This is a genomic window from Pseudomonas sp. CK-NBRI-02 (assembly GCF_008124495.1).
In the GTDB taxonomy this organism is placed as follows: Bacteria; Pseudomonadota; Gammaproteobacteria; order Pseudomonadales; family Pseudomonadaceae; genus Aquipseudomonas; species Aquipseudomonas guariconensis.
In genome coordinates, this window is the sequence record NZ_VSJH01000017.1 from 55,857 (window position 1) to 80,700 (window position 24,844).

The 24,844-nt window shown below is 63.3% G+C and carries 17 protein-coding genes; 3 read left to right on the forward strand and 14 right to left on the reverse strand.

The annotated features are described in order from the left end of the window. Window positions 1–27: 27 nt before the first annotated feature. Entirely contained in the window at window positions 28–921 is an 894-nt protein-coding gene (locus tag DQ397_RS13625) for a LysR family transcriptional regulator (RefSeq protein WP_043208570.1), read from the reverse strand. Window positions 922–1,128: 207 nt separating this feature from the next. Between DQ397_RS13625 and DQ397_RS13630 the strand changes: the two genes are divergently transcribed. Beyond that, on the forward strand, window positions 1,129–2,289 hold the full coding sequence (locus DQ397_RS13630) for an MFS transporter (RefSeq protein WP_372240766.1): 1,161 nt from the start codon (window positions 1,129–1,131) through the stop codon (window positions 2,287–2,289). A 120-nt stretch (window positions 2,290–2,409) separates the two neighbouring features. On the opposite strand, the gene hemE is transcribed toward DQ397_RS13630, so the two are convergent. The 10 genes from hemE to pilM all read right to left on the reverse strand — a co-directional run bounded on the left by hemE (window position 2,410) and on the right by pilM (window position 17,097). Next, window positions 2,410–3,474 (reverse strand): uroporphyrinogen decarboxylase, encoded by a 1,065-nt coding sequence (hemE, locus tag DQ397_RS13635; RefSeq protein WP_043208573.1) that lies wholly within the window; start codon window positions 3,472–3,474, stop codon window positions 2,410–2,412. A gap of 238 nt (window positions 3,475–3,712) precedes the next feature. Beyond that, window positions 3,713–5,131 (reverse strand): FAD-dependent oxidoreductase, encoded by a 1,419-nt coding sequence (locus tag DQ397_RS13640; protein WP_043208574.1) that lies wholly within the window; start codon window positions 5,129–5,131, stop codon window positions 3,713–3,715. 123 nt (window positions 5,132–5,254) lie between these two features. Then, window positions 5,255–9,700: a glutamate synthase large subunit gene (gltB, locus tag DQ397_RS13645; protein ID WP_043208577.1), complete on the reverse strand. Its 4,446-nt coding sequence runs from the start codon at window positions 9,698–9,700 to the stop codon at window positions 5,255–5,257. 364 nt (window positions 9,701–10,064) lie between these two features. Then, on the reverse strand, window positions 10,065–11,702 hold the full coding sequence (locus DQ397_RS13650; protein ID WP_043208580.1) for an AAA family ATPase: 1,638 nt from the start codon (window positions 11,700–11,702) through the stop codon (window positions 10,065–10,067). 15 nt (window positions 11,703–11,717) lie between these two features. Continuing rightward, the gene (aroB, locus tag DQ397_RS13655; RefSeq protein WP_043208583.1) at window positions 11,718–12,815 is read right to left on the reverse strand and encodes a 3-dehydroquinate synthase; all 1,098 of its coding nucleotides are present in this window, start codon (window positions 12,813–12,815) and stop codon (window positions 11,718–11,720) included. 97 nt (window positions 12,816–12,912) lie between these two features. After that, entirely contained in the window at window positions 12,913–13,431 is a 519-nt protein-coding gene (aroK, locus tag DQ397_RS13660; RefSeq protein WP_043208585.1) for a shikimate kinase AroK, read from the reverse strand. A gap of 4 nt (window positions 13,432–13,435) precedes the next feature. Continuing rightward, on the reverse strand, window positions 13,436–14,671 hold the full coding sequence (locus tag DQ397_RS13665; RefSeq protein ID WP_324724953.1) for a secretin N-terminal domain-containing protein: 1,236 nt from the start codon (window positions 14,669–14,671) through the stop codon (window positions 13,436–13,438). Next, window positions 14,628–15,644 carry a pilus assembly protein PilP gene (locus DQ397_RS13670; protein ID WP_238556597.1) on the reverse strand — a complete coding sequence of 339 codons (1,017 nt, stop codon included), beginning with the start codon at window positions 15,642–15,644 and terminating at the stop codon, window positions 14,628–14,630. Before DQ397_RS13670 ends, DQ397_RS13665 begins: the two co-directional genes overlap by 44 nt. Beyond that, on the reverse strand, window positions 15,641–16,177 hold the full coding sequence (locus DQ397_RS13675) for a PilN domain-containing protein (RefSeq protein WP_043208588.1): 537 nt from the start codon (window positions 16,175–16,177) through the stop codon (window positions 15,641–15,643). Before DQ397_RS13675 ends, DQ397_RS13670 begins: the two co-directional genes overlap by 4 nt. Continuing rightward, window positions 16,177–17,097 carry a type IV pilus biogenesis protein PilM gene (pilM, locus tag DQ397_RS13680; protein ID WP_052352414.1) on the reverse strand — a complete coding sequence of 307 codons (921 nt, stop codon included), beginning with the start codon at window positions 17,095–17,097 and terminating at the stop codon, window positions 16,177–16,179. Before pilM ends, DQ397_RS13675 begins: the two co-directional genes overlap by 1 nt. A gap of 163 nt (window positions 17,098–17,260) precedes the next feature. On the opposite strand from pilM, the gene DQ397_RS13685 reads away from it, so the two are divergent. Beyond that, the gene (locus tag DQ397_RS13685) at window positions 17,261–19,711 is read left to right on the forward strand and encodes a penicillin-binding protein 1A (RefSeq protein WP_372240767.1); all 2,451 of its coding nucleotides are present in this window, start codon (window positions 17,261–17,263) and stop codon (window positions 19,709–19,711) included. 146 nt (window positions 19,712–19,857) lie between these two features. Here DQ397_RS13685 and DQ397_RS13690 read toward each other — a convergent pair whose 3' ends face one another. The 3 genes from DQ397_RS13690 to rpmE all read right to left on the reverse strand — a co-directional run bounded on the left by DQ397_RS13690 (window position 19,858) and on the right by rpmE (window position 22,346). After that, the gene (locus tag DQ397_RS13690; protein ID WP_043208592.1) at window positions 19,858–21,126 is read right to left on the reverse strand and encodes a malic enzyme-like NAD(P)-binding protein; all 1,269 of its coding nucleotides are present in this window, start codon (window positions 21,124–21,126) and stop codon (window positions 19,858–19,860) included. A gap of 180 nt (window positions 21,127–21,306) precedes the next feature. Beyond that, entirely contained in the window at window positions 21,307–22,128 is an 822-nt protein-coding gene (locus DQ397_RS13695; protein WP_043208594.1) for a thermonuclease family protein, read from the reverse strand. 2 nt (window positions 22,129–22,130) lie between these two features. After that, window positions 22,131–22,346, reverse strand: coding sequence for a 50S ribosomal protein L31 (gene rpmE / locus DQ397_RS13700; protein ID WP_023378219.1), 216 nt, complete (start codon window positions 22,344–22,346; stop codon window positions 22,131–22,133). A gap of 170 nt (window positions 22,347–22,516) precedes the next feature. Here rpmE and DQ397_RS13705 point away from each other — a divergent pair, with 170 nt between their 5' ends. Then, complete coding sequence (locus DQ397_RS13705; RefSeq protein WP_043208598.1) at window positions 22,517–24,736, forward strand: primosomal protein N'; 2,220 nt, start codon at window positions 22,517–22,519, stop codon at window positions 24,734–24,736. Window positions 24,737–24,844: the final 108 nt, after the last annotated feature.

The following is a 24,844-nucleotide window of genomic DNA, read 5'->3' on the forward strand; positions in this document are numbered from 1 at the left end:
GAACAGCACCGCAGACCGCATTCATCCTCAATCCAGTACCTGCTGCGTCAACAACTCGGCAAAGGCACGGGCCATGGCCGATCCGCCGAGCTGGCGCTGGACAAGCCATACCGCCGTGATCGCGCCCTCGTCCAGCAATGTGCGATAGACCACCCCGTCGATGCGCATGCGCTGGAACGACGCCGGCAATACCGACACCCCCAACCCCGCCGACACCAACCCAATGATGGTCATCGCCTCCCCTGCCTCCTGGGCAAAATGCGGGCTGAACCCAGCCTGGCGCGCCAGGCTCAGTAACTGCGCATGCAGGCCACTGCCGTAGCTACGCGGAAAGAACACGAAGGGCTCATGGGCCAAGGCTTCCATATACAGCCCCTGCTCATTGCCCTGGGCCAGCGGATGAGAGGCATTGATCACCGCCACCAGCGGCTCGCTGAACAACTCGGTGGCGACCAACCCCTCCGGCAAGGGCATCGGCCGCATAAGGCCGACTTCGATGGACTCGTCGAACACCGCCTCGGCCACATCCCGACTGCTCATCTCCCGAAGGCTCAGGTGTACCGCCGGAAACCGCTGGCGGAACGCATGCAATGCTTTGGGGATTTTTGACGTGAAGGGGGCCGATGAGGTGAAGCCGATCTTCATTTCGCCCAACTCGCCCAACTGCGCCCGCCGGGCGACATCGGCAGCCTTCTCCACCTGCGCCAGGACCTGACGCGCCTCTTCGAGAAACAAGCGCCCGGCCTCGCTCAGTTCCACCCGCCGATTGGTGCGCTCGAACAGGCGCGCGCCAAGCTCCTGCTCCAGGGCCTGGATCTGCTGACTCAAAGGTGGTTGGGAAATCCCCAGTTGCTGGGCCGCGCGTCCAAAATGCAGTTCTTCAGCCACGGCGATGAAATACCGCAAATGGCGCAGTTCCATGAAGCCTCCGAATCAGTCGCAGAACCTATTAAACAGGTCGAACAATATATTGGATCTAATCATTAGCCAGCTATATGCTTTTTTCCATCGCAACGCCGGCCCCGCGCCCCGAGGTACCCTGCCGTGAAATCCGCCGTCGCCCCGCTATCCCTTGAGCCTGACCCCGTCCTGAACGACGCTTGGATAGAGAAAGGCACCCCCGCCTTCATGAAGACCGTACTGGCCTTGTTCAGCGGCGGCTTCGCCACCTTTGCCTTGCTCTACTGCGTGCAGCCGATGATGCCGTTGTTGTCGCGGGAGTTTTCCATCAATGCGGCGCAAAGCAGTCTGGTGCTCTCGGTCTCCACCGCCACACTGGCCTTCGGCTTGCTGGTCACAGGGCCAATCTCGGACCGCATCGGGCGCAAGCCGGTCATGGTCTTCGCCCTGCTGTGCGCGGCGCTTGCGACGCTGGCCAGCGCAGTGATGCCTAGCTGGGAGCTGGTGCTCGCTACCCGCGCCTTGGTCGGCCTGTCACTGAGCGGCCTGGCGGCCGTGGCGATGACCTACCTGAGCGAAGAGATCCACCCGCAACACATCGGTCTGGCCATGGGCCTGTACATCGGCGGCAATGCCATTGGCGGCATGAGCGGTCGGTTGATCACGGGCGTGCTGATCGACTTCGTCAGCTGGCACACGGCAATGCTGGTCATCGGCGGCTTGGCGTTGATGGCGGCGCTGGTGTTCTGGAAGGTATTGCCCGAGTCGCGTAACTTCCGCTCCCAGCCGCTGAATCCGCGCAGCCTGTTGGATGGCTTCGTCATGCACTTCAAGGACGCCGGGCTGCCTTGGCTATTCCTCGAAGCCTTCCTGCTGATGGGTGCATTCGTCACGCTGTTCAACTACATCGGCTATCGCCTGCTGGCCGAGCCCTACCACATGAACCAAGCCTTGGTCGGCCTGCTCTCGGTGGTGTACCTCTCAGGTATCTACAGCTCCGCGCAGGTCGGCGCCCTGGCCGACAGGTTGGGTCGGCGCAAGGTGTTCTGGGCGAGTATCGTGGTGATGGCCGCGGGGCTGCTGATGACCCTGACCAGCCCGCTGGTGATGGTGATCCTGGGCATGCTGGTGTTCACCTTCGGCTTTTTCGGCGCCCACTCGGTGGCCAGCAGCTGGATAGGACGCCGGGCGCTCAAGGCCAAGGGCCAGGCTTCGTCGCTGTACCTGTTCAGCTACTACGCAGGTTCGAGCATCGCCGGCACCGCCGGTGGCGTGTTCTGGCACCAGGCCGGCTGGAACGGCATCGGCCTGTTCATCGGCAGCCTGTTGGTCGTGGCGTTGCTGGTGGCCCTGCATTTGAGCCGGTTGCCTTCCAAGACCCCTGCCTGAAACCGCGCAAACCGGCTCCAGCGCCAATTCGACCCTGGCCTGGAGCTGTTCGGCCTTGCGACGGCTGCAAGGCAGCCGCTGGCACACCTGCATCAGCAGATGCAGGCGGCCATACTCAACTCAAGCGTGGTATTGCGCCGACAGCTCGTGCACGGCGTTGATGAACGCACCAGCGTGTTCCGGGTCGACTTCAGGCGTGATGCCATGGCCCAGGTTGAACACATGACCGCTGCCATGGCCATAGCTTGCCAGGATCCGCGCCACTTCCTTGCGGATGGCTTCGGGCTTGGCATACAGCACAGTCGGGTCCATGTTGCCCTGCAGAGCGACCTTGTCACCGACCCGGCGACGGGCATCGCCGATCTCGCAGGTCCAGTCCAGGCCCAAGGCGTCGGCGCCGGCCTCGGCGATGCTTTCCAGCCACAGGCCGCCGTTTTTGGTGAACAGGATAACGGGCACCTTGCGCCCTTCGTGCTCGCGGATCAGGCCGCTGACGATCTTGCGCATGTAGGCCAGGGAGAATTCCTGGTAGGCCGCCGCCGACAGGTTGCCGCCCCAGGTGTCGAAGATCTGCACGGCCTGGGCGCCGGCCTGGATCTGGCCGTTGAGATAGCTGGTGACCGACTGGGCGAGCTTGTCCAGCAGCAGATGCAGGGCCTGGGGATTGTCGTAGAGCATGGCTTTGGTCTTGCGGAAGTCCTTGGACGAACCGCCTTCGACCATGTAGGTGGCCAAGGTCCAAGGGCTGCCGGAGAAGCCGATCAGCGGTACGCGGCCGTTGAGCTCACGGCGGATGGTGCTGACGGCATCCATCACGTAGCCAAGGTCTTTGTGCGGATCTGGGATCGGCAGCGCTTCGATGTCGGCCGGGGTGCTGATGACCTTCTTGAAGCGAGGGCCTTCGCCGGTCTCGAAGTACAGGCCTTGGCCCATGGCATCGGGGATGGTGAGGATGTCCGAGAAGAGGATCGCCGCGTCCAGCGGGTAGCGGTCCAGCGGCTGCAAGGTGACCTCGCAGGCGAACTGCGGGTTCATGCACAGGCTCATGAAGTCCCCGGCCTTGGCGCGGCTGGCGCGGTACTCCGGGAGGTAGCGACCGGCCTGGCGCATCATCCAGACCGGGGTGACGTCTACGGGTTGCTTGAGCAGTGCACGCAGGAAACGATCGTTCTTCAGGGCAGTCATGTCGGCATCCAGCAAAAAAGTGCGGGCATTTTCTCAGACGCCGACACAAAAGGCACGGCCAAGGCCATGCGTTTTGTCTATTGAGTGCCGTAGATCAAGCATTTTTGTATACAAAAATGCTTCGGGGGCGGCCTTTCGTCGCCTAGGTCCACACGTCTCACATCCTTATCGAGACCTTGCTGTACCTGTGGGAGCGGCTTTGGCCGAGATAGGGCTGCAAAGCAGCCCCACTGACGGATCAGACGCCGAGATAGTCGAGAATGCCTTCAGCTGCAGTGCGGCCTTCGAAGATCGCCGTCACCACCAGATCCGAACCGCGCACCATGTCGCCACCGGCGAACACTTTCGGGTTGCTGGTCTGGTGTTTGAACTTGGCCTTCTCCGGTGCCACCACGCGGCCCTGGCTGTCGGTCTGGATGTCGAACTGCTCGAACCACGGCGCCGGGCTCGGACGGAAGCCGAACGCGATCACGACGGCATCGGCCGGCAAGATTTCCTCGGAGCCTGGAATCGGCTCAGGGCTACGACGGCCACGGGCATCCGGCTCGCCAAGACGGGTCTCGACCACCTTCACGCCTTCGACTTTGTCCTCGCCGACGATGGCGATGGGCTGACGGTTATAGAGGAACTTCACGCCCTCTTCCTTGGCGTTCTTCACCTCGCGGCGCGAACCCGGCATGTTGGCCTCGTCGCGGCGATAGGCGCAGGTCACCGATTTGGCACCTTGGCGGATCGAGGTGCGGTTGCAGTCCATCGCGGTGTCGCCACCGCCAAGCACCACCACCTTCTTGCCCTGCATGTCGACAAAGTCTTCCGGCGACTTCTCGAAGCCCAGGTTGCGATTGACGTTGGCGATCAGGAAGTCCAGCGCGTCATGCACGCCCGGCAGGTCCTCGCCTGGGAAACCGCCCTTCATGTAGGTGTAGGTACCCATGCCCATGAACACTGCATCGTATTCGGCGAGCAGTTGTTCCATGGTGATGTCCTTGCCCACCTCGGTGTTCAGGCGGAACTCGATGCCCATGCCGGTGAAGACTTCGCGGCGATTGCTCAGCACGGTCTTTTCCAGCTTGAACTCGGGGATACCGAAGGTCAGCAGGCCACCGATTTCAGGGTTGCGGTCGAACACCACCGGAGTCACGCCCGCACGCACCAGCACGTCGGCGCAGCCCAGGCCCGCCGGGCCTGCACCGATGACTGCGACACGCTTGCCAGTCGGTTTGACCTTGGACATGTCCGGGCGCCAGCCCATGGCGAAGGCAGTGTCGGTGATGTACTTCTCCACCGAGCCGATGGTCACCGCGCCGAAGCCGTCGTTGAGGGTGCAGGCACCCTCGCACAGGCGGTCCTGCGGGCACACACGGCCGCACACTTCCGGCAGGGTGTTGGTCTGGTGCGACAGCTCCGCCGCCGCCAGGATATTGCCTTCGGAGACCAACTTCAGCCAGTTGGGGATGAAGTTGTGCACCGGGCACTTCCACTCGCAATACGGGTTGCCGCAACCCAGGCAACGGTGTGCCTGTTCGACCGACTGCTGGGGCTTGAAGGGTTCGTAGATCTCCACGAACTCCTTCTTGCGCTGGCGCAGCAGTTTTTTCTTAGGGTCCTTACGGCCCACTTCGATGAACTGGAAGTCGTTGTTCAGACGTTCAGCCATTTTTCAAAACCTCTTAACAGCAGCTGCAAGCTAAGCGCTGCAAGCCGCAAGACGATCACTTAAGCCGGGCGAACCTCGAACCGCTTCAACTTGCAGTTCGAGGCTCGCCACTTGCAGCTGCTTTTACTGCGGGTTGGCACGGGTGCTGGACAACAGTTGCTTGAGGTTGGCGGCCTTGGGCTTGACCAACCAGAAGCGACGCACGTAGTCGTCCAGGTTCTCCGAGAGCTCGCGCCCCCACTCGCTGCCGGTCTCTTCCACGTATTCGCCAAGGACCCGCGCCAGATGGCTGCGGTAGGCCTCCATCGCCTCACCACTGATGCGCTGGATTTCCACCAGCTCGTGGTTGAGTTTGTCGACGAAGGTGTTGTCCATGTCGAGCACGTAGGCGAAGCCGCCAGTCATGCCAGAACCGAAGTTGTAACCGGTCTTGCCCAGGACGCAGACAAAGCCGCCGGTCATGTATTCACAGCAGTGATCGCCGGTACCCTCGACCACAGCGTGGGCGCCGGAGTTACGCACAGCGAAGCGCTCGCCCGCGGTGCCAGCGGCGAACAGCTTGCCGCCAGTGGCGCCATACAGGCAGGTGTTGCCGACGATGGCGCTGTGCTGGGTTTCGAACGGGCTGCCGGCAGGCGGCACGATGGTCAGCTTGCCGCCGGTCATGCCCTTGCCCACGTAGTCGTTGGCATCCCCTTCCAGGTGCAGGTTCAGGCCACCGGCGTTCCACACGCCAAAGCTCTGGCCGGCAGTGCCCTTGAAGCGGAAGGTGATTGGCGCACCGGCCATGCCCTGATTGCCGTGCAGGCGGGCGATCTCACCGGAGATACGCGCGCCGATGGAACGGTCGCAGTTGCAGATGTCCAGGCTGAATTCGCCACCGGAAAGATCGCGAATCGCCGGCAGGGCCATCTCGACCATTTTCTCGGCCAGCTCGCCTTTGTCGAACGGCGGGTTCTTGTCGACTTCGCAGAACTGCGGCTTGTCGGCCGGAATGTGCGAGCTGCCCAGCAGCGGCGACAGGTCCAGGTACTGCTGGCGCTCGGTATCGCCTGGCAGGATGTCGAGCAGATCGGTACGCCCGATCAGCTCGCCCAGGCTACGCACGCCCAGCTTGGCCAGCCACTCACGGGTTTCCTCGGCGACGAAGGTGAAGAAGTTCACCACCATGTCGACGGTACCGATGTAGTGGTCCTTGCGCAGCTTGTCGTTCTGGGTGGCAACGCCGGTAGCGCAGTTGTTCAAGTGGCAGATACGCAGGTATTTGCAGCCTAGGGCGATCATCGGCGCGGTGCCGAAACCGAAACTCTCGGCGCCAAGGATGGCCGCCTTGATCACGTCCAGGCCAGTCTTCAGGCCACCGTCGGTCTGTACCCGCACCTTGCCACGCAGGTCGTTGCCGCGCAGGGTCTGGTGGGTCTCGGCCAGGCCCAGCTCCCACGGCGCACCTGCGTACTTGATGGAGGTCAGCGGCGAGGCGCCGGTGCCACCGTCGTAGCCGGAGATGGTGATCAGGTCCGCGTAGGCCTTGGCCACGCCAGCGGCGATGGTGCCCACGCCGGCCTCGGCCACCAGCTTGACCGACACCAGCGCCTGCGGATTGACCTGCTTGAGGTCGTAGATCAGCTGGGCCAGGTCTTCGATCGAGTAGATGTCATGGTGCGGAGGAGGCGAAATCAGGGTGACGCCCGGCACGGCATAGCGCAGCCGTGCGATCAGGCCGTTGACCTTGCCGCCAGGCAGCTGGCCGCCCTCGCCGGGCTTGGCGCCCTGGGCCACCTTGATCTGCAGCACTTCGGCGTTGACCAGGTATTCCGGGGTGACGCCGAAGCGGCCGGTGGCCACCTGCTTGATCTTCGAGCTCTTGATGGTGCCGTAGCGGGCCGGGTCTTCGCCGCCCTCGCCAGAGTTGGAGCGCGCGCCCAGGCGGTTCATCGCCTCGGCCAGGGCCTCGTGGGCTTCCGGCGACAGGGCGCCGAGGGAGATGCCCGCGGAGTCGAAGCGCTTGAGGATGTCCTCCAGCGGCTCGACCTGATCCAGCGCCAACGGCTGCTCGGCCAGCTTGACCTTGAGCAGGTCGCGAATCATCGACACCGGACGCTGGTCGACCAGTGTGGTGTATTCCTTGAACTTGGCGTAGTCGCCCTTCTGCACTGCTGCTTGCAGGGTGTTGACCACATCCGGGTTATAGGCGTGGTACTCGCCGCCGTGGACGAACTTGAGCAGGCCGCCCTGCTGGATCGGCTTGCGCGCGCTCCAGGCTTCGGCCGCCAGCAGCTTCTGGTCGTTCTCAAGGTCCACGAAGCGTGCGCCCTTGATGCGGCTGGCCACGCCCTTGAAGCTCAGGCCGACCACTTCCTCGGCCAGGCCCACGGCTTCGAACAGCTGGGCGCCGCGGTAGGAGGCGATGGTGGAGATGCCCATCTTCGACAGGATCTTCAGCAGGCCTTTGGAGATGCCTTTGCGGTAGTACTTGAACACTTCATCCAGGTCGCCCAGCACCTCGCCGGTGCGGATCAGGTCGGCCAGCACTTCATAGGACAGGTAGGGGTAGACGGCCGAGGCACCGAAGCCCAGCAGCACGGCGAAGTGGTGCGGGTCACGGGCGGTGGCGGTTTCGACCAGGATGTTGCTGTCGCAGCGCAGGCCTTGCTCGGTTAGACGATGGTGTACCGCACCGACCGCCAGGGAGGCATGCACCGGCAGCTTGCCTGGGGCAATGTAGCGGTCGCTCAGCACCAACTGAGTCTTGCCGCTGCGTACGGCTTCCTCGGCCTGGTCGGCGATGTTGCGGATGGCCGCTTCCAGGCCGACGCTCTCTTCATAGTTGAGGTCGATCAGCTGGCGATCGAAGCCTTCGCGCTCCAGGTTCATCAGCGAACGCCACTTGGCAGGCGAGATGACCGGGGAGCTGAGGATTACCCGCGAGGCATGCTCGGGGGATTCCTGGAAGATGTTGCGCTCGGCGCCCAGGCAGATCTCCAAGGACATGACGATCGCCTCGCGCAGCGGGTCGATCGGCGGGTTGGTTACCTGGGCGAACTGCTGGCGGAAGAAGTCGTACGGCGAGCGCACGCGCTGGGACAGCACGGCCATCGGCGTGTCGTCGCCCATAGAGCCGACCGCTTCCTGGCCCTGCTCACCGAGCGGACGCAGCACCTGGTCACGCTCCTCGAAGGTGACCTGGAACATTTTCATGTATTGCTTGAGCTGGTCAGCGTCATAGCTGGCCACGCCTTGGTCGTCGGTCAGGGTCGCCTGGATGCGCAGGGCGTGCTGACGCAGCCAGCGCTTGTAGGGATGGCGCGACTTCAGACGATTGTCGATAGCGTCCGTGTCGAGAATCTGGCCGGTTTCGGTGTCCACGGCGAAGATCTGGCCCGGGCCAACGCGCCCCTTGGCCAGCACATCCTCGGGCTTGTAGTCCCAGACGCCGATTTCCGAGGCCAGGGTGATGTAGCCGTTCTTGGTGGTCACCCAGCGTGCCGGACGCAGGCCGTTGCGGTCCAGCAGGCAGACCGCGTGGCGGCCCTCGGTCATGACGATACCGGCCGGGCCGTCCCACGGCTCCATGTGCATGGAGTTGTACTCATAGAACGCGCGCAGGTCGGCGTCCATGGTCTCGACGTTCTGCCAGGCTGGCGGTACCAGCATGCGCACGCCGCGGAACAGGTCGATGCCGCCGGTGACCATCAGCTCGAGCATGTTGTCCATGCTCGAGGAGTCCGAACCCACGCGGTTGACCAGCGGGCCGAGCTCTTCGAGGTCGGGGATCAGATCGTTGGCGAACTTGGTGCGACGGGCGATAGCCCAGTTGCGGTTGCCGGTGATGGTGTTGATCTCGCCATTGTGGGCGAGGAAGCGGAATGGCTGCGCCAGCGGCCATTTCGGCAGGGTGTTGGTGGAGAAGCGCTGGTGGAACACGCAGATCGCGGTTTTCAGGCGCTCATCGCCCAGGTCCGGATAGAAGGCGGAAAGATCCGCCGGCATCATCAGGCCTTTGTAGATGATGGTCTTGTGCGAAAAGCTGCAGATGTAGTGGTCGGCGTCGTGGGCATTGGCCACGGACGAGCGACGACGGGCACTGAACAGCTTGATGGCGAACTCCTGGTCGCTCAGGCCTTCGCCGCCGATGAAGACCTGCTCGATCTGCGGCAGGCGCTCCAGGGCCAGGCGGCCAAGCACGCTGGTGTCGATCGGGACTTTGCGCCAGCCGACCAGCTTCAGGCCAGCATTGATGATCTCGCGATCCATGTTGGCGCGGGCCGCTTCGGCCTTCACCGGGTCCTGATTGAAGAACACCATGCCGACGGCGTACTGCTTGGGCAGCTCGACGGCGAAGTGTTCCTGGGCCACGGCACGCAGGAATTGATCGGGCTTCTGCATGAGCAGACCGCAACCGTCGCCGGTCTTGCCGTCGGCGTTGATTCCGCCGCGGTGGGTCATGCAGGTCAGCGCCTGCATGGCGGTTTGCAGAAGATGGTGGCTCGCCTCGCCCGTCATATGGGCGATCAGGCCGAAACCACAGTTGTCCTTGAATTCTTCGGGATGGTACAGACCTGTTTTCATAGACACTTTCTCACCAGGTTCGCCTCTCAACCAAGGCAAATCTCTTTTTAGTACAACCACTTACCATCCACGCCGATCGAATGCCAGCTTTTTGCGGTGGGCAATGGGAAACCATTGTTGCACAGGGACAGCAACGCCCACAAATTTTCATGACGCATCACTGAAAACTTATGTCGCATTTTTGAATGTTTTTGCGCCATGCGCCGTGGTAACGACTTGGCTCGAGTCTGAAGCGTTTCAGCCATGACTGCAAGAAAGGGCTTGTGGCCGGCAGTCCGGGACAGAAAAGCCTGCCGCGCTCAGGCGCAGCAGGCTTATCGAAACTCAGGCAACTGGGCAGCAGGGTGGAGCCGCCCGGAAGGTGTCAGCGGGCCGTGGCCAGCTCTTGTTGGACGCTGCCTACGGTTCGTGGCCAAGGTTTACCAGCCTGGACCTTGGCTGGCAAGTTCTTGATTGCCGCAACCGCTGCATCGCGGCTGGCGAAGTTGCCGTAGGTCACCACGTAGAGGGGTTTGCCCTGCAGGGTCTTCTTGAAGTAGCGATAGTCGCCACCCTGGGCTTTGACGAAGGACTGGGCGGAGGCCTCGGAGCTGGTGCCGAAGATCTGCACCACGTAATTGCCCGGTTTCTGACCGCTGTACCAGCCGCTATTGCCCGCGCCACCAGCGGTTGGCTTGGCAGCCGGCTTGGCGGTGGCGACCTGGGTCGGCGCCGGGGCAGGCTTGGCAGGTGCAACCGGCTTGGCCGGCTGGGTTGCGACTGGCTTGGGCGCAGGTGCAACAGGTTGGGCTGGTGCGGTGGCGACACTCTGGGCCGGCGCGCTGGTGACAGGCTGAGCCGGTACCGGGGCTGGGCCTGCGGTGGCACCTTGCGGCGGCGCGATGGTCGTGACAGTCGGCGGGTTGGCCGGCTGCAGTGCGGTGTTGCCGGCCGGGCCGCCCTCCTCGCCATCACCCATGCCGGCCGCCTGGGCCAGCGGCTCGCGCATCACCGGCTGCGACTGCCCAACCAGCGGCAGTGGCATTGGCTGGGAAGAGCCGGAGAACTCGATGGCTGGACCACCATTATTGGACTGGGCATTGGCCGGCTGGCCTTCACCCAGCGGCAACTGGGCCTGGGCGGCAGGCGCTTCAGCAGGCTTGTCACCGCCCTTCTTGGGCATCAGGACCGCCGCGGCAACCGCGACCACGACGACAGCGGACAGCGCGAGCACGTGTTTCTTAGGCATATTGAACCCCATGGATGGTCGCTTCACCGTACTACGGCTAGCGATCATGGCTTCGATCAAGGTATCGCGGGCGACCTGGTTAATGTTGCCAGGCCAGCCGTCGGAGTTTTCATGGATGTCGACGATCTGTTCACGGGTGAACACCTCGATGCCCCGGCCTGCGCCATCCAGACGCTGCTCCAGGTACTCGCGGGTTTCCTCCTCGCTGTAGGGCGCAAGCTCGATGACATGGAATCGCTCTCCGTCGGCATCGAGCCCTTCCAGTGCGGCGATCAGTGACGGCTCACCGAACAGGAACACGTGCGGACGGCCCTCCGGAACACCCGCCGCCAGCTCCAGCAACGCTTGGAGTGCCGACTCGTCGAGTTGTTCCGCATCGTCCACCAGCAAATAGACTTCCTGCCCGGTCAGCGCCAGTTGCACGACTTGGGCGAGGATGGTCTGCACTTCGGCATTGGCGACATTGAGTGCCTGTGCCACCTGGGCCAGAACGCTGGCCGCGTCGCCCGCGCCACGGGCCGAGACCACCACGCTCTGCACCGACTGCTTGTTGGTGCTGGCCACCAGGGCCTGGCGCAGCAGGGTCTTGCCGCTGCCCACAGGGCCTGTGACCACCAGCATCAGCTGGCTATAACGCGCCAGATGATGCAGTTGGCCCAGCACCGGCTTGCGCTGGGCGGGGAAGAACTTGAAACCGGGCACACGGGGCGCGAACGGATCGTGGCTCAACTGATAGTGGTCGAGAAACGCCTCATCGGCATGCAAACTGGTCATTGCGCTGTCACAACCTCAAAGCTGGGCCACGATTGCGCGGTAATCCGCTGCCAACGTGGCCTGAAGAATCTCTTTCGGATAGTCGTCGGTCACCACGGCCTCGCCCATCTGGCGCAGCAGCACCAGGCGCAAGCGACCGTCGAGGACCTTCTTGTCGACCGCCATGTGTTCCATGAAGTGCTCAGGGGTCATCTCCTGGGGAGGCACCACCGGCAAGCCGGCCGCCTGCAGCAGACGAATGCCGCGATCTCGCGCAGCCTGGTCGATCCAGCCCAGGCGCATGGACATTTCCAGCGCCATCACGGTGCCGGCCGCCACGGCTTCGCCATGCAGCCAAACGCCATAACCCATGTGGGTCTCGATGGCATGGCCGAAGGTATGACCGAGGTTCAGCGTGGCCCGCACGCCGGATTCGCGTTCGTCAGCCCCAACCACCGCAGCCTTGGCCGCGCACGAGCGGCGGATGGCTTCGGTGAGCGCGACGGGCTCCAGCTCGCGCAGGTCATGGATGTGGGCTTCAAGCCAAGTCAGGAACGGCTCGTCGCAGATCAGGCCGTACTTGATGACCTCGGCCAGGCCCGCCGACAGTTCGCGTGCCGGCAGGGTCTTTAGGCTGGCGGTGTCGATCAGCACGGCGTTGGGCTGATAGAACGCGCCGACCATGTTCTTGCCCAAGGGATGATTGATACCGGTCTTGCCGCCCACCGAGGAATCGACCTGGGACAACAAGGTAGTCGGTATCTGGATGAAGTCGACGCCGCGTTGGTAACAGGCAGCGGCGAAGCCGGCCATGTCACCGATGACACCACCGCCCAGGGCCACCACGGTGGTCCGGCGATCATGCCGGGCGGTGAGCAGGGCATCGAAGATCAGTTGCAGGGTTTCCCAGTTCTTGTGGGCCTCGCCATCGGGCAACACCACGGGCAATACCGCGTAGGCACCGAGGGTGCGGCTCAGACGTTCGAGATACAGGGGGGCAACGGTTTCGTTCGAGACAATGGCGACCTGCCGTCCGGCAATGTGCGGCGCCAGCAGTTCGGGCTGGTCCAGCAGGCCTTCGCCAATGTAGATCGGGTAGCTGCGTTCGCCCAGGTCGACCTTTAATGTCTGCATGTATCCCCACAATGTACTAGGGCGCGGCATCGTCCAGGCGACCCCGCGCGGTAACGTTCAACCCGCCTCGGCGTTGGTCGCCGAGAATAGTCCCGGCTTACCGGGGCGGCAACTTCTGCAAGCGCTCAAGGATGTCGAGCACCACCATGCGCGGCGGCCGTTCGTCGGTTTCCACCACCAGGTCAGCGATTTCACGGTAAAGCGGGTCGCGGGTTTCCAGCAGGGCGCGCAGGGTCGCCTCCGGGTTGGCAGTGCGCAACAGTGGCCGGTTGCGATCACGCGCTGTGCGCCCGACCTGCTGCTCGACCGAGGCGTGCAGGTAGATCACCCGTCCGCCCTCACGCAGCGCCCTGCGATTGGCTTCACGCATCACCGCGCCGCCGCCGGTCGCCAGGACCACGCCATCGAGGCCACTGAGTTCGGCGATCATGGCCTGCTCACGGTCACGAAAGCCCGGCTCGCCTTCTTTGTCGAAGATCCACGGGATGTTGGCGCCGGTTCGCAGCTCGATTTCCTTGTCGGAATCCTTGAACAACAGGCGCAGCTCTTTGGCCAATAGGCGTCCGATGGTGCTTTTACCAGCGCCCATGGGTCCCACAAGTATCAAATTTCGCACAGAATCAACGACTCACAGCAATCGCCTGGTCACTCATGATACGCGGAGTCAGGAAGACCAGCAGCTCGGATTTTTTCTCTTGTAATACATCGCGTCGAAACAGCCTGCCAACATACGGCAGATCGCCTAAAAATGGCACCTTGTCGACCACATTGTTTTGCGTGGTCGAGTAAACGCCACCGATGACGATCGTCTCGCCGTCCGCCACCCGCACCTTGGCGTTGACCTCATTCTTGCGGATGGGCGGGACGTTGTTCAGTGCATTGACGTAGTCAGGCTCGTCCTTGGTCACCCTGACAGCCATCACGACTTTGCCATCGGGCGTGATCTGCGGCGTCACCTCAAGCGATAACGATGCCTCGCGAAACGAGATGGAGGTCGCGCCGCTCTTGCTGGTTTCCTGGTAAGGCACCTCGGTACCCTTGATGATCCGCGCGGTCTCCTTGTCAGCGGTGACCACCTTCGGCTGGGAGATGATCTCGCCGTTTCCGCTCTTTTCCATGGCACTGAGCTCCAAGTCCAGCAGCGTCCCGCCTCGTAGCACCCCCAACCCAATGCCGGACGTCCCCCGCTCCACACCCAGGTCGACGAACAGTTCTTTTCCCAGACGAGCGGTATCGCCTTGCAGGGGCGCGCCCCAGCGCACACCCAGGCTTTTTTCGTAATCGACGTTGGCCTCGACGATCCGCGCCTCGATCAGCACTTGTCGCACCGGCACATCCAGCTGCCCCACCAGTCGCCGCAACTCGGCGAGTCGGTCGGCCGGCTGGTAGGCCACCAAGGTGTTGGTCCGTGGGTCGACACTCAGGCTGCCGCGCCCGGTGAGAATGCCCTCGTCGGCGAGCGCGGCCAACAACAACTCTGCCATGTCCGCCGCCTTGGCGTGATGGATCGGCAGCAGCTCACGCCGCATGGGCTGCAATTGCGCATCCAGCGCCTGCCCAGACCGGGCTTCACGAAACTGCTCTGCCAGCTCCGCGATGGGCGCGACCACCAGAACGTTACCCTCCTCGCGCCGGGCCAGTCCTTTGCTGCGCAATACAAGGTCCAGCGCCTGATCCCAGGGCACGTCTTCCAGGCGCAAGGTAAGACTGCCTTGTACCGTGTCGCTGGCAACTAGGTTGATGCCTGCATGATCGGCCAGCACCTGCAGCGCCGCGCGCACTTCGATGTCCTGGAAATTGAGGGACAGCGGCTCACCTCGATAAAGCGATGCTGTCGCCGCCGGGCTCGACAGCATTGCCATCACCATGCCGATCTTCAGTTTGTTCAGCGTCATCCATGACCTCGTTGTTGACCCGCTTTCCCATGGCCAGGTAGACCGACCGCTCGTGCCACACTCCCGCGACGAACACACGCTCGCGCACCTCGATCTGGTGTCGATCGATCCGTACCACGACACCCTCATTACGCCCCACACGGTCCCCAGAACACACCCGATACAACCGTCCAGCCGACCACAGCAGAGCCTGGTGATGCCCAGCCTGCGACAGGCTGCCGACCATCTCCAACTGATCCAGGGGCACGCCAGCCAGTCCCGTCACGGCGGCCTGAGTCGACCAGGGCACGAACAGGTCCACGCGCGGAGGGCGGGCCGCCGGCCTCGCCGGCTCATGGGCCAGCGAGGCCGGTGCCGGCAGTTCTTCGCCCGGGTGATACGAAGCGACCTGCACCTGCAGGCGCAGCAGGCCTGGACGCTCGGGCAAGTCGACCAGCCGCAGGCTCGTTGCCCGCAAGAGACGAACCTGGCCGAACCATTCGTCCAGCCACATCCGCAGCGCGGCATAACGCCCCACGACCTCTACCCGCAGCGGCACCATCTGGTAGCCAGTCTCCACGCGCGCCTGCTCCACATCGAGCTGTTCGAACACCAACCCATGGGCATGTCCCGAACTGGTCAGCTCGTCGAGCAGATCACTCATGTTCACACCCGCAGCCAGGCGCCAACGCGCATCGCGCAACTGCAGCGTGGCATCGTCCAGCGCCAGCCGGGCAGACTCGTGCAGGTGCAGCGCCTGCGAATTGCCCGACAGCGCCAAGTTCAATGATTGCTCTTGGCCCTTGCCCAACTGATAGGTCCGATACCGCCCTTGGAGAAGCCCGAACCACCCGGCAAGCAACACCAGGGCGATCAACGTCGCCAGAATCGCGGCAATGAAACCCCGCGAACGGATCCCCCACTCCCGCCAGTCGGTCATCTCGGCCCAGGTCATGACCACGAAACCGGCACCTGGGCCAACAATAAGAACTCTTCCCCCGCTGGCACATTGCGAAGGCGTTTTAGCTCCAGCCCCTGCAGGACAGCAGATTGCTCGAGCGCGCGCATGAGCTGCGCCAGGACAGCGGGGGACGCCGCCAACCCAAGCACTTGCACGCGATTTTCCTGCAAGGTCAGTTCGCTCAAGCTCAATCCCTCTGGCATGGCCCGCTCAAGCTCGGCGAACACCACCAAAGGCAGACCTTGATCGGCACGCAGGCGAGCCAGGGCTGAAGTTTGCGCCTGCACGGCCTCTCGCCGCTCACGCAGCCCATCGATGCGCGCGAGCTCCGCTTGCTGCTCTTGCAACAAAGCCTGGCTTTGCGCAATGGCCAATTCCTGGCTCTGCAAACGCTGACGGGCCATATGGTCGAGCAGCATCACGCCGCAGAAGGCGACCAGGCCACTGGCGAGCACGGCCAGCTTGAAGCGCCGAACTGCCGCAAGGCGCTGCCGTTCGCGCCAGGGAAGCAGGTTCAACCGCAGCATCACTGCCCTCCTCCCAATGCCAGTCCGTAGGCTAGCGCCATGCCACCAGCCTCCCTGCACGACAGCGTGGAATCCATGGCCAGGCCCGCTACCGCCAGGCCAGCGAAAGGCCAGAGCGACTCACATGGCATCGCCAGTTGCTGCGCGAGCCTTTCCAGCCAGCCGTCTTCCGGCACATCGCACGGTGCGACGTGAAGGCATTCGACGGATGTTCCCGGCAGCGCACTGCGCAGCCAGTGCCCGATACGTTCGAGGCGTTGTGCCTGGTCCTGCTCGGGCACGAAGCGCAACTCCAGACGCTGAGGCATGAATGGCTCCGGCCAGGTATGCACGGTGGCACGAACAGCCTCGATCCTGAGGACCGCCGCTGCGGTGAGTCGGCCAGGGGCGAGCGTGCGGGCCAAGGCCAGGCTGTCGACTTCGACCATCACCAACTGCAAGCCAGCGCTGTGGAACACCTGCTCCAACGGCTCCAACAGACAGTGGCGGCAAGCCCCCACCAGCACGCTCACCTCATCGACCGGCCCCGGCACCGCCTCGAGCGTCTGGAAATCCAGCGCGAGGTCCTGCAATGGAAACGGAAACAGGCGCTCGGCCTCGGCCAGCAACTGCGCCTCCATCTCGCTGTCGGACAATCGCGCCGGCAGCCGATGTACCTTGCAGATCACCTCAGAGCCCGGTAACGCCACTGCGGCCTTACGCTGACGAGACCCACTACGCTGCCAGGCTCGTTGCAAGGCCTTGGCCACCACATCAGGATGTGCCGTCCAGTGCCCCGGTGGCGCCTCGAAAGGCTCCACGGCCCAGGCGCAGACTGCATGGCCGCCCTGGCGCCGTTGCAATTGAAGGATTCGAACGGAACCGGAGGCGATTTCCACCCCCAGCAGTGAACCGGCATCCCTGCCGAAACGTCCAAGCATGGTTCTTCCTTGAAAGATCGTCGCAGTGCCGCACTACAGGAGCCGACCGTCCAGGCCGGCCGGTCGCCCCGGCAAAGCGAAAAATGCTTATAATGCCCAGCGTTTTTTCCTGTCCGCCGGACCGCGTGCAATCCACTCCCAACCTGGACACCCAAAAGCCTTGATACGTCTGCTGAAGTTCTTCTGGTGGTCTTTCGTCGCAGTCATCTGCGCGCTCGTACTCGGTGTGAGCGGTGCGTTTCTGTATCTTAGCCCCAGCCTCCCCTCGGTCGAGTCCCTCAGAAGCATCCAGTTGCAGATCCCCTTGAGGGTGTACAGCAGCGACGGCAAGCTGATTGCGGAATTCGGCGAAATGCGCCGCTCGCCTATCCGTTTCGCGGATATTCCCCCACAGTTCATCCAGGCGCTTCTGTCAGCAGAGGACGACAATTTCCTCAATCACTATGGGGTCGATCCGAGCAGCCTGATGCGCGCCGCGACCCAGCTGGTGAAATCTGGCCACATCCAGACCGGCGGCAGCACGATCACCATGCAGGTGGCGAAGAACTTCTTCCTCACCAGCGAGCGCAGTTTCTCGCGCAAAACCAATGAAATCCTCCTGGCCTTGCAGATCGAACGCGAGCTGACCAAGGACGAAATCCTCGAGCTGTACGTCAACAAGATCTACCTGGGCAACCGCGCCTACGGCATCGAAGCCGCTGCACAGGTGTACTACGGCAAGTCCATCCGCGACATTAGCCTGGCCCAGATGGCCATGATCGCCGGCCTGCCCAAGGCGCCGTCTCGCTTCAACCCGCTGGCCAACCCGGTGCGCGCCAAGGAGCGCCGCGACTGGATCCTGGGCCGCATGTACAAGCTCGGCAAGATCGACCAGGCCAGCTACGAGGCCGCCCTGGCCGAGCCGCTCAATGCCAGCTATCACGTCCCGACACCCGAGGTTAACGCGCCCTACATCGCCGAAATGGCCCGCGCCGAAATGGTCGGCCGCTATGGCAGCGATGCCTACACCGAAGGCTTCCGCGTGACCACCACGGTGCCGAGCGACATGCAGGAGATGGCCAACAAGGCCGTGCTCACTGGGTTGACCGACTATGACGAGCGCCATGGCTATCGCGGCCCGGAATCGCGTTTCCCTGGCAAGACCCACGCCGCCTGGCTGCAGGAGCTGAGCAAGCAGCGCACCCTTGGGGGCCTTGAGCCTGCCATCGTCACTCAGGTCGACAAGAGCGGCCTGAAGGTGCTGACCCGCAGTGGCGAAGAGGAGCACGTCGCCTGGGACACCATGAAATGGGCCCGGCCATTCCTCAACAGCAATGCTCAGGGTCGCTCCCCTCAATCGCCCGCCGACGTAGCCCAGGTCGGTGATCTGATCCGTGTGCAGCGCCTGGAAGACGGCAAGCTCAAGTTCAGCCAGGTGCCTGGTGCCCAGAGCGCACTGGTCACTCTGGATCCTTACAACGGCGCCATCCGCGCACTGGTCGGCGGTTTCTCGTTCGAACAGAGCAATTACAACCGCGCCATGCAGGCCAAGCGCCAGCCCGGTTCGAGCTTCAAGCCCTTCGTCTACAGCGCCGCACTGGACAGCGGCTACACCGCCGCCAGCCTGGTCAATGACGCACCGATCGTGTTCGTCGACGAGTACCTGGACAAGGTCTGGCGCCCGAAGAACGACACCAACACCTTCCTCGGCCCGATCCGCATGCGCGAAGCCCTGTACAAGTCGCGCAACCTGGTCTCGATCCGACTGCTGCAATCGATGGGCGTGGGCAAGACCATCGACTACATCGCCAAGTTTGGCTTCAACAAGCAGGACCTGCCGCCGAACCTGTCTCTGGCGCTGGGGACCGCAACCCTCACGCCGATGGAAATCGCCACGGGCTGGAGCACTTTCGCCAACGGCGGCTACAAGATCAGCCCCTATCTGATCGAACGCATCGAGAGCCGCAACGGCGAAACCCTGTTCACCGCCAATCCGGCGAGGGTTCCTCAAGAGGGTCAGGACCAGGCCGGCATCGCCGCGCCGGAACAGCCGATCAGCATCCAGCCGCTGCCAGGCGAAGCACCCTCGACACTGGGCCAGATGGCACCCGCGCCACAGGCACCGGTCGTGGCCGAGCGCATCGTCGACGGTCGTACCACCTATATTCTCACCAGCATGCTGCAGGACGTGATCAAGCGCGGCACCGGCCGCCGCGCCCTGGCCCTTGGTCGAAACGATCTGGCGGGCAAGACCGGCACCACCAACGAGTCCAAAGACGCCTGGTTCACTGGCTACAACGCCGACTACGTGACGACCGTGTGGGTTGGCTTCGACCAGCCAGAGACCCTGGGCCGGCGCGAGTATGGCGGCACCGCCGCGCTGCCGATCTGGATGAACTTCATGGGCGCGGCGCTCAAAGGCAAGCCCGAGCACGCCCCAGCCGAACCGGAAGGCATCCTCAGCCTGCGGGTCGATCCGGTCAGCGGCCGCGCCGCCACGCCAAGCACTCCGAATGCCTATTTCGAGCTCTTCAAGGCCGAGGATTCCCCGCCTTCGGTAGACGAGCTGGGCAACGGTGCGGCACCAGGCAGCCCGCTGCCGGCCGATGAAGCGGCGCCGATGGATCTGTTCTAAGCAGCACAAGCGACAAGCAAGAAGAAGGGCGCGCCGGCTCTCCCGGGCGCCCCTACAGACAACCTCGAACAACGTGTCGCTCGCAGCTCTAAACTCGAAGCAAAAAAAACCGGCTCATTTGAGCCGGTTCTTTTTTGCGTTCTGCATTAACCGTTGAACACGTCGTTCACGTTCTGCAGTGGGTAGTGCTTCGGATACGGCAGGGTTGCAACGCCGGACTCGATGGCAGCCTTGGCCACGGCATCGGAGACGACGGTGATCAGGCGTGGGTCCATCGGCTTCGGAATGATGTACTCACGGCCGAATTCCAGCGCCTGCACGCCGTAGGCGTCGCAGACTTCCTGCGGCACTGGCAGCTTGGCCAGGTCCTTCAGGGCGATGGCGGCGGCGATTTTCATTTCTTCGTTGATGCGCTTGGCACGTACGTCCAGAGCGCCACGGAAGATGAACGGGAAGCCCAGCACGTTGTTGACCTGGTTCGGGTAGTCGGAACGACCGGTAGCCATGATCACGTCGCTGCGGGTCTGGTGGGCCAGCTCTGGCTTGATCTCCGGATCCGGGTTCGAGCATGCGAACACGATCGGGTTCGCAGCCATGCTCTTCAGGCCTTCCGGGCTCAGCAGGTTGGGGCCGGACAGACCCACGAAGACATCGGCACCTTCCAGTGCGTCAGCCAGGGTGCGTTTGTCGGTCGCGTGCGCGAATTGGGCCTTGTACTGGTTCAGATCGTCACGGCCTGCGTGGATCACGCCGGTGCGGTCGATCATGAAGATGTTCTCGACCTTGGCACCCATGCTGACCAGCAGCTTCATGCAAGAGATGGCGGCAGCGCCAGCGCCCAGGCAGACGATCTTGGCTTCGTCGAGCTTCTTGCCGGCGATTTCCAAGGCGTTGATCATGCCGGCCGCAGTGACGATCGCGGTGCCGTGCTGGTCATCGTGGAAGACCGGAATGTCGCACTGCTCGATCAGCGTGCGCTCGATCTCGAAGCACTCAGGCGCCTTGATGTCTTCCAGGTTGATGCCACCGAAGGTGATGGAAATACGCTTGACGGTGTCGATGAAGGCTTGCGGGCTTTCGGAGTCGACTTCGATGTCGAATACGTCGATGCCAGCGAAACGCTTGAACAGAACACCCTTGCCTTCCATGACCGGCTTGGACGCCAGCGGACCCAGGTCACCCAGGCCGAGGATGGCGGTACCATCGGAAATCACCGCAACCAGGTTGCCTTTGCCGGTGTACTTGTAGGCCAGCTCTGGATCACGGCCGATCTCACGCACAGGCTCGGCGACACCCGGGCTGTAGGCCAGGGCCAGGTCACGGGCGGTTGCGGTCGGCTTGGTGAGTTCGACGCTCAGTTTCCCCGGACGAGGCTGAGCGTGGTATTCGAGAGCGGCGGTTTTCAGGTCTGACATGGTGGGCATTCCGCTTGTTTACTGTTCTGACGGACCGCCGAGGATACGCAAAGAGCCGGGGGGCCACAAGACTGCCCGGTCACTTGTGTCAAGGCCTTTAGCCTACGACTTTACGCTATAACCCACGGGGGCATACACCATCAAGTGTGTACAATTTAATAGCGAAATGTCTACAACTATTTACCCTGAAATCCGTTCGAGCATGCTCGGATCGGTCAACGGCAATTCCCAGCGTCGCTGCCCAGGCTTCAGCCCACCCTTGCGGGAACGATCCAGCACCCAGCCGCGCGCCTCGACCTGGCGTCCCTTGAGGTTATCGAAGAAGCTCGAGGGGAAGTTGCGCTGCAGACGAGCGGGAATGCGAAGCACCACCGCATTGCCAAGTTCCAGCCAAACACCACCACGATTGCGCTCGATAGCCTTTACTTTGCCGCTTATGACAGCAAAGCCCGACTGCCGGACATCACCCTCTCGCAGCACTGGCGACTGCCGCCATAACCCGATCCGCGCCGCCCTGGCCGCCTGCTCGGCCTGTTGCTGGCAGCGGGAAAGCTTGACGTTGGGCGCCACCGCGACGCGATAGCCCAAGCCCTCGCTGAGCAGTGTGGCTTCAAGATTGTTGCCATCCCGGCCATAGATGTGCGCCAAGGTGCGACCGTACTTGTCCTTTCCCTCTACCCCCGGCACCAGACCGACCCGTCCGTCGCTGGCTTTGACCAACGCCTGCAAACGCTGCCTGGCGGCCTCGGCATAGGGCTCGCTGGTGCGACCTTTACGGCCGATTTCCGGTGCATTGATGCCGATCATCCGAACGCTGCGTCCATCACTCAGACGCAAGGTGTCGCCATCGACCACCTGTCGCACCGCCACCTGCTGCGGCTTGTCGGGCAATGGGCAGAAAGCCAGCGCGGGAAAATGCCAGATCGCGCCCACAAAAAAAGCGCCCACAAGGGGCGCCTTTTTTTGCAGCAGCGCGAAACCCGAGGGATTCGCCATGCGCATGATTACTTCTTGGTACCGAACATACCGAAGCGATCGGCGAACTTCTGTACGCGACCACCGGTGTCCAGGACTTTCTGCTTACCAGTGTAGAACGGGTGGCACTGGGAGCACACGTCGATCGCCAGCGGCTTGGCCAGGGTCGAACGGGTTTCGAATTTGTTGCCGCAGCTGCAGGTGACTGCAACTACTTCGTAGTTCGGATGAATATCTGCTTTCATGGTCACTTCCTCGAGCTGCGTGCCGCCACCCAACACCAATTGTTGAATACCGCACGTAATTAGGCGGCGAATAATACCAGAGCAAGGCGCCAGCGCAAGTTGTCGCGATCACCGACTGTCGTCTGCTAGGCTCGCGGAACTTGTAAACCTGCCATCCAGAGACCTCCCGCGTGTCCGACGTCATTCTGCGCCTAGCCCTGCCCTCGCCTTTGCGTCGCCTGTTCGACTATAGGGCGCCAGCAAGCATGGCCCGCCAGGCCTTGACGCCTGGCATGCGCATCCGCGTGCCGTTTGGCCGCCGGGAGATGATCGGCGTACTGGTGGAGGTCTGCGACAAGAGCGAAGTGCCCGCCGACAAGCTCAAGCCCGCCAGTGCCCTGCTCGATCCGGTCTCACCGCTGCCGCCGGCACTGTTCAAGCTGTGCCTGTGGACCGCGCAGTACTACCAGCACAGCCTGGGCGACACCTTGAACTGGGCCTTGCCCACCTTGTTGCGCCAGGGCGAGCCGGCCGAGATGCGCCAAGAGCGTTTTTGGCATGTCGCTCCCGGCGCCCGCCTCGAAGACCCGCGTATCGCACGCGCTCCCCGCCAGCGTGACGCCCTCAAGGCCCTGGCCCAGCATCCGCACGGCGTCGCCCACAGCGTGCTGTCCAAGCTGGGCCTGAGCAAGGACAGCCTCGATTTGCTGCTGGCCAAGGAACTGGTTCAGGTAGAGGTCCGCCGCCATTTGCCCCAGCCCCGTCACGAACACTGGCTGGCACAGCCGGAGCTGCCCCTGAACGAAGAGCAACTGGCCGCATTCGACGCCGTGCGCTCGGGCTTCGGCGCCTTCCATGCCTTCTTGCTGGCGGGGGTGACCGGCAGCGGCAAGACCGAGGTTTACCTGCAACTGATCCGTGAAACCCTCGAGGCCGGCAAACAAGCACTGATCCTGATTCCGGAAATCAACCTTGGGCCGCAGACCTTGGCGCGCTTCGAGCAACGCTTCAACGCTCGCATCGCCCTGCTGCATTCGGCGGTCGGTGATCGCGAACGCCTGGATGCCTGGCTCGCCGCCCGCGACGGCGAGGCCGATATCATCATCGGCACCCGCTCGGCACTGTTCACACCGATGAAAAATCCCGGGCTGATCATCATCGACGAGGAGCACGACGGCTCCTATAAACAGCAGGAAGGCCTGCGCTACCACGCCCGGGACCTGGCCGTGGTCCGCGCCCACCAAGAGAACATCCCGATCCTGCTGGGCTCGGCCACCCCCTCGCTGGAAAGCCTGCACAATGCCCACAGCGGCCGCTACGGCCTGCTGCGCATGAATCAACGCGCCGGCGGCGCTCGCGCACCGCGCTTCCTGCGCCTGGACGTACGCAGCCTGCCGCTGGACAGCGGCATCAGCGGCCCGCTGCAACAGGCCATCCGCCAGACCCTGGAAGCAGGCCAGCAAGTGCTGGTGTTCCTCAATCGCCGCGGCTTCGCGCCGACCCTGCTGTGCCACGATTGCGGCTGGCTGTCCGAATGCCCCCGCTGCGACGCCCGGATGACGGTGCACCAGCGCTCCGGCGTGTTGCGCTGCCACCACTGCGGCCACGACGAACGCCTGCCCCACCAGTGCCCGCAATGCGCCCATGTCGACTTGCGCCCGGTGGGCGCGGGTACCGAGCGCGCCGAGGAGCGTCTGAAGGTGCTGTTCCCGGACTATCCCATCCTGCGGGTCGACCGCGACAGCACATCGCGCAAGGATGCGATGCACAACCTGTTCACCACTATTCAGCGCGGACAGCCGAGCATCCTGGTCGGCACCCAGATGCTGGCCAAGGGTCACCACTTCCCCCGGGTAACCCTGGTGGCCATCCTCGACGCCGATGGCGGCCTGTTCTCCGGGGACTTCCGCGCCAGCGAACGCATGGCGCAGTTGATCGTCCAGGTCGCCGGCCGCGCTGGTCGGGCAGAGGAGCCCGGCAAGGTGATCATCCAGACCCACCTGGCCGAACATCCGCTGCTGGTGCAACTGACCGAGCAAGGGTATTTCGCCTTTGCCGAGCAGGCCCTGAGCGAACGCCGCGCGGCCGGCCTGCCGCCCTTCTCCCACCTCGCCCTGCTCCGGGCCGAGGCGCACAAGCCAGGCCAGGCCGAGGGTTTTCTGGACGAGGCCTGCAGCGCCGCTGAACGGCTGTTGGCCGAGCAGAACCTGCAGGGTATCGAGCTGCTCGGACCGGTACCTGCGCCCATGGAGCGCCGTGCGGGGCGTTTCCGCGCGCAATTGTTGCTCCAGGCCAATGCCCGGGCGCCCTTGCATCGACTGATCAGCGCTTGGTTGCTAGTGTTGGAACACATGCCATCCGGGCGCCAGGTGCGCTGGTCGCTGGACGTAGATCCGGTCGACCTTTATTGAGCTGCAAGCAACGAGCAAGGGCAGGCCGTGCACGCTGCGCTTTTTTTGCAGCTTGAAGCTTGAAGCTTGCCGCTCCATACCCAGCTTGCCGCTCAAAGGTTGGCAACA

Excerpts from the sequence above, each read along its gene's own strand:
- DQ397_RS13625 (WP_043208570.1), bottom strand. The coding sequence starts at position 921 with ATGGAACTGCGCCATTTGCGGTATTTCATCGCCGTGGCTGAAGAACTG.
- DQ397_RS13630 (WP_372240766.1), top strand. The coding sequence starts at position 1,129 with ATGAAGACCGTACTGGCCTTGTTCAGCGGCGGCTTCGCCACCTTTGCC.
- hemE (WP_043208573.1), bottom strand. The coding sequence starts at position 3,474 with ATGACTGCCCTGAAGAACGATCGTTTCCTGCGTGCACTGCTCAAGCAA.
- DQ397_RS13640 (WP_043208574.1), bottom strand. The coding sequence starts at position 5,131 with ATGGCTGAACGTCTGAACAACGACTTCCAGTTCATCGAAGTGGGCCGT.
- gltB (WP_043208577.1), bottom strand. The coding sequence starts at position 9,700 with ATGAAAACAGGTCTGTACCATCCCGAAGAATTCAAGGACAACTGTGGT.
- DQ397_RS13650 (WP_043208580.1), bottom strand. The coding sequence starts at position 11,702 with ATGACCAGTTTGCATGCCGATGAGGCGTTTCTCGACCACTATCAGTTG.
- aroB (WP_043208583.1), bottom strand. The coding sequence starts at position 12,815 with ATGCAGACATTAAAGGTCGACCTGGGCGAACGCAGCTACCCGATCTAC.
- DQ397_RS13665 (WP_324724953.1), bottom strand. The coding sequence starts at position 14,671 with ATGCTGTCGAGCCCGGCGGCGACAGCATCGCTTTATCGAGGTGAGCCG.
- DQ397_RS13670 (WP_238556597.1), bottom strand. The coding sequence starts at position 15,644 with ATGACCTGGGCCGAGATGACCGACTGGCGGGAGTGGGGGATCCGTTCG.
- DQ397_RS13675 (WP_043208588.1), bottom strand. The coding sequence starts at position 16,177 with ATGCTGCGGTTGAACCTGCTTCCCTGGCGCGAACGGCAGCGCCTTGCG.
- pilM (WP_052352414.1), bottom strand. The coding sequence starts at position 17,097 with ATGCTTGGACGTTTCGGCAGGGATGCCGGTTCACTGCTGGGGGTGGAA.
- DQ397_RS13690 (WP_043208592.1), bottom strand. The coding sequence starts at position 21,126 with ATGTCAGACCTGAAAACCGCCGCTCTCGAATACCACGCTCAGCCTCGT.
- DQ397_RS13695 (WP_043208594.1), bottom strand. The coding sequence starts at position 22,128 with ATGCGCATGGCGAATCCCTCGGGTTTCGCGCTGCTGCAAAAAAAGGCG.
- rpmE (WP_023378219.1), bottom strand. The coding sequence starts at position 22,346 with ATGAAAGCAGATATTCATCCGAACTACGAAGTAGTTGCAGTCACCTGC.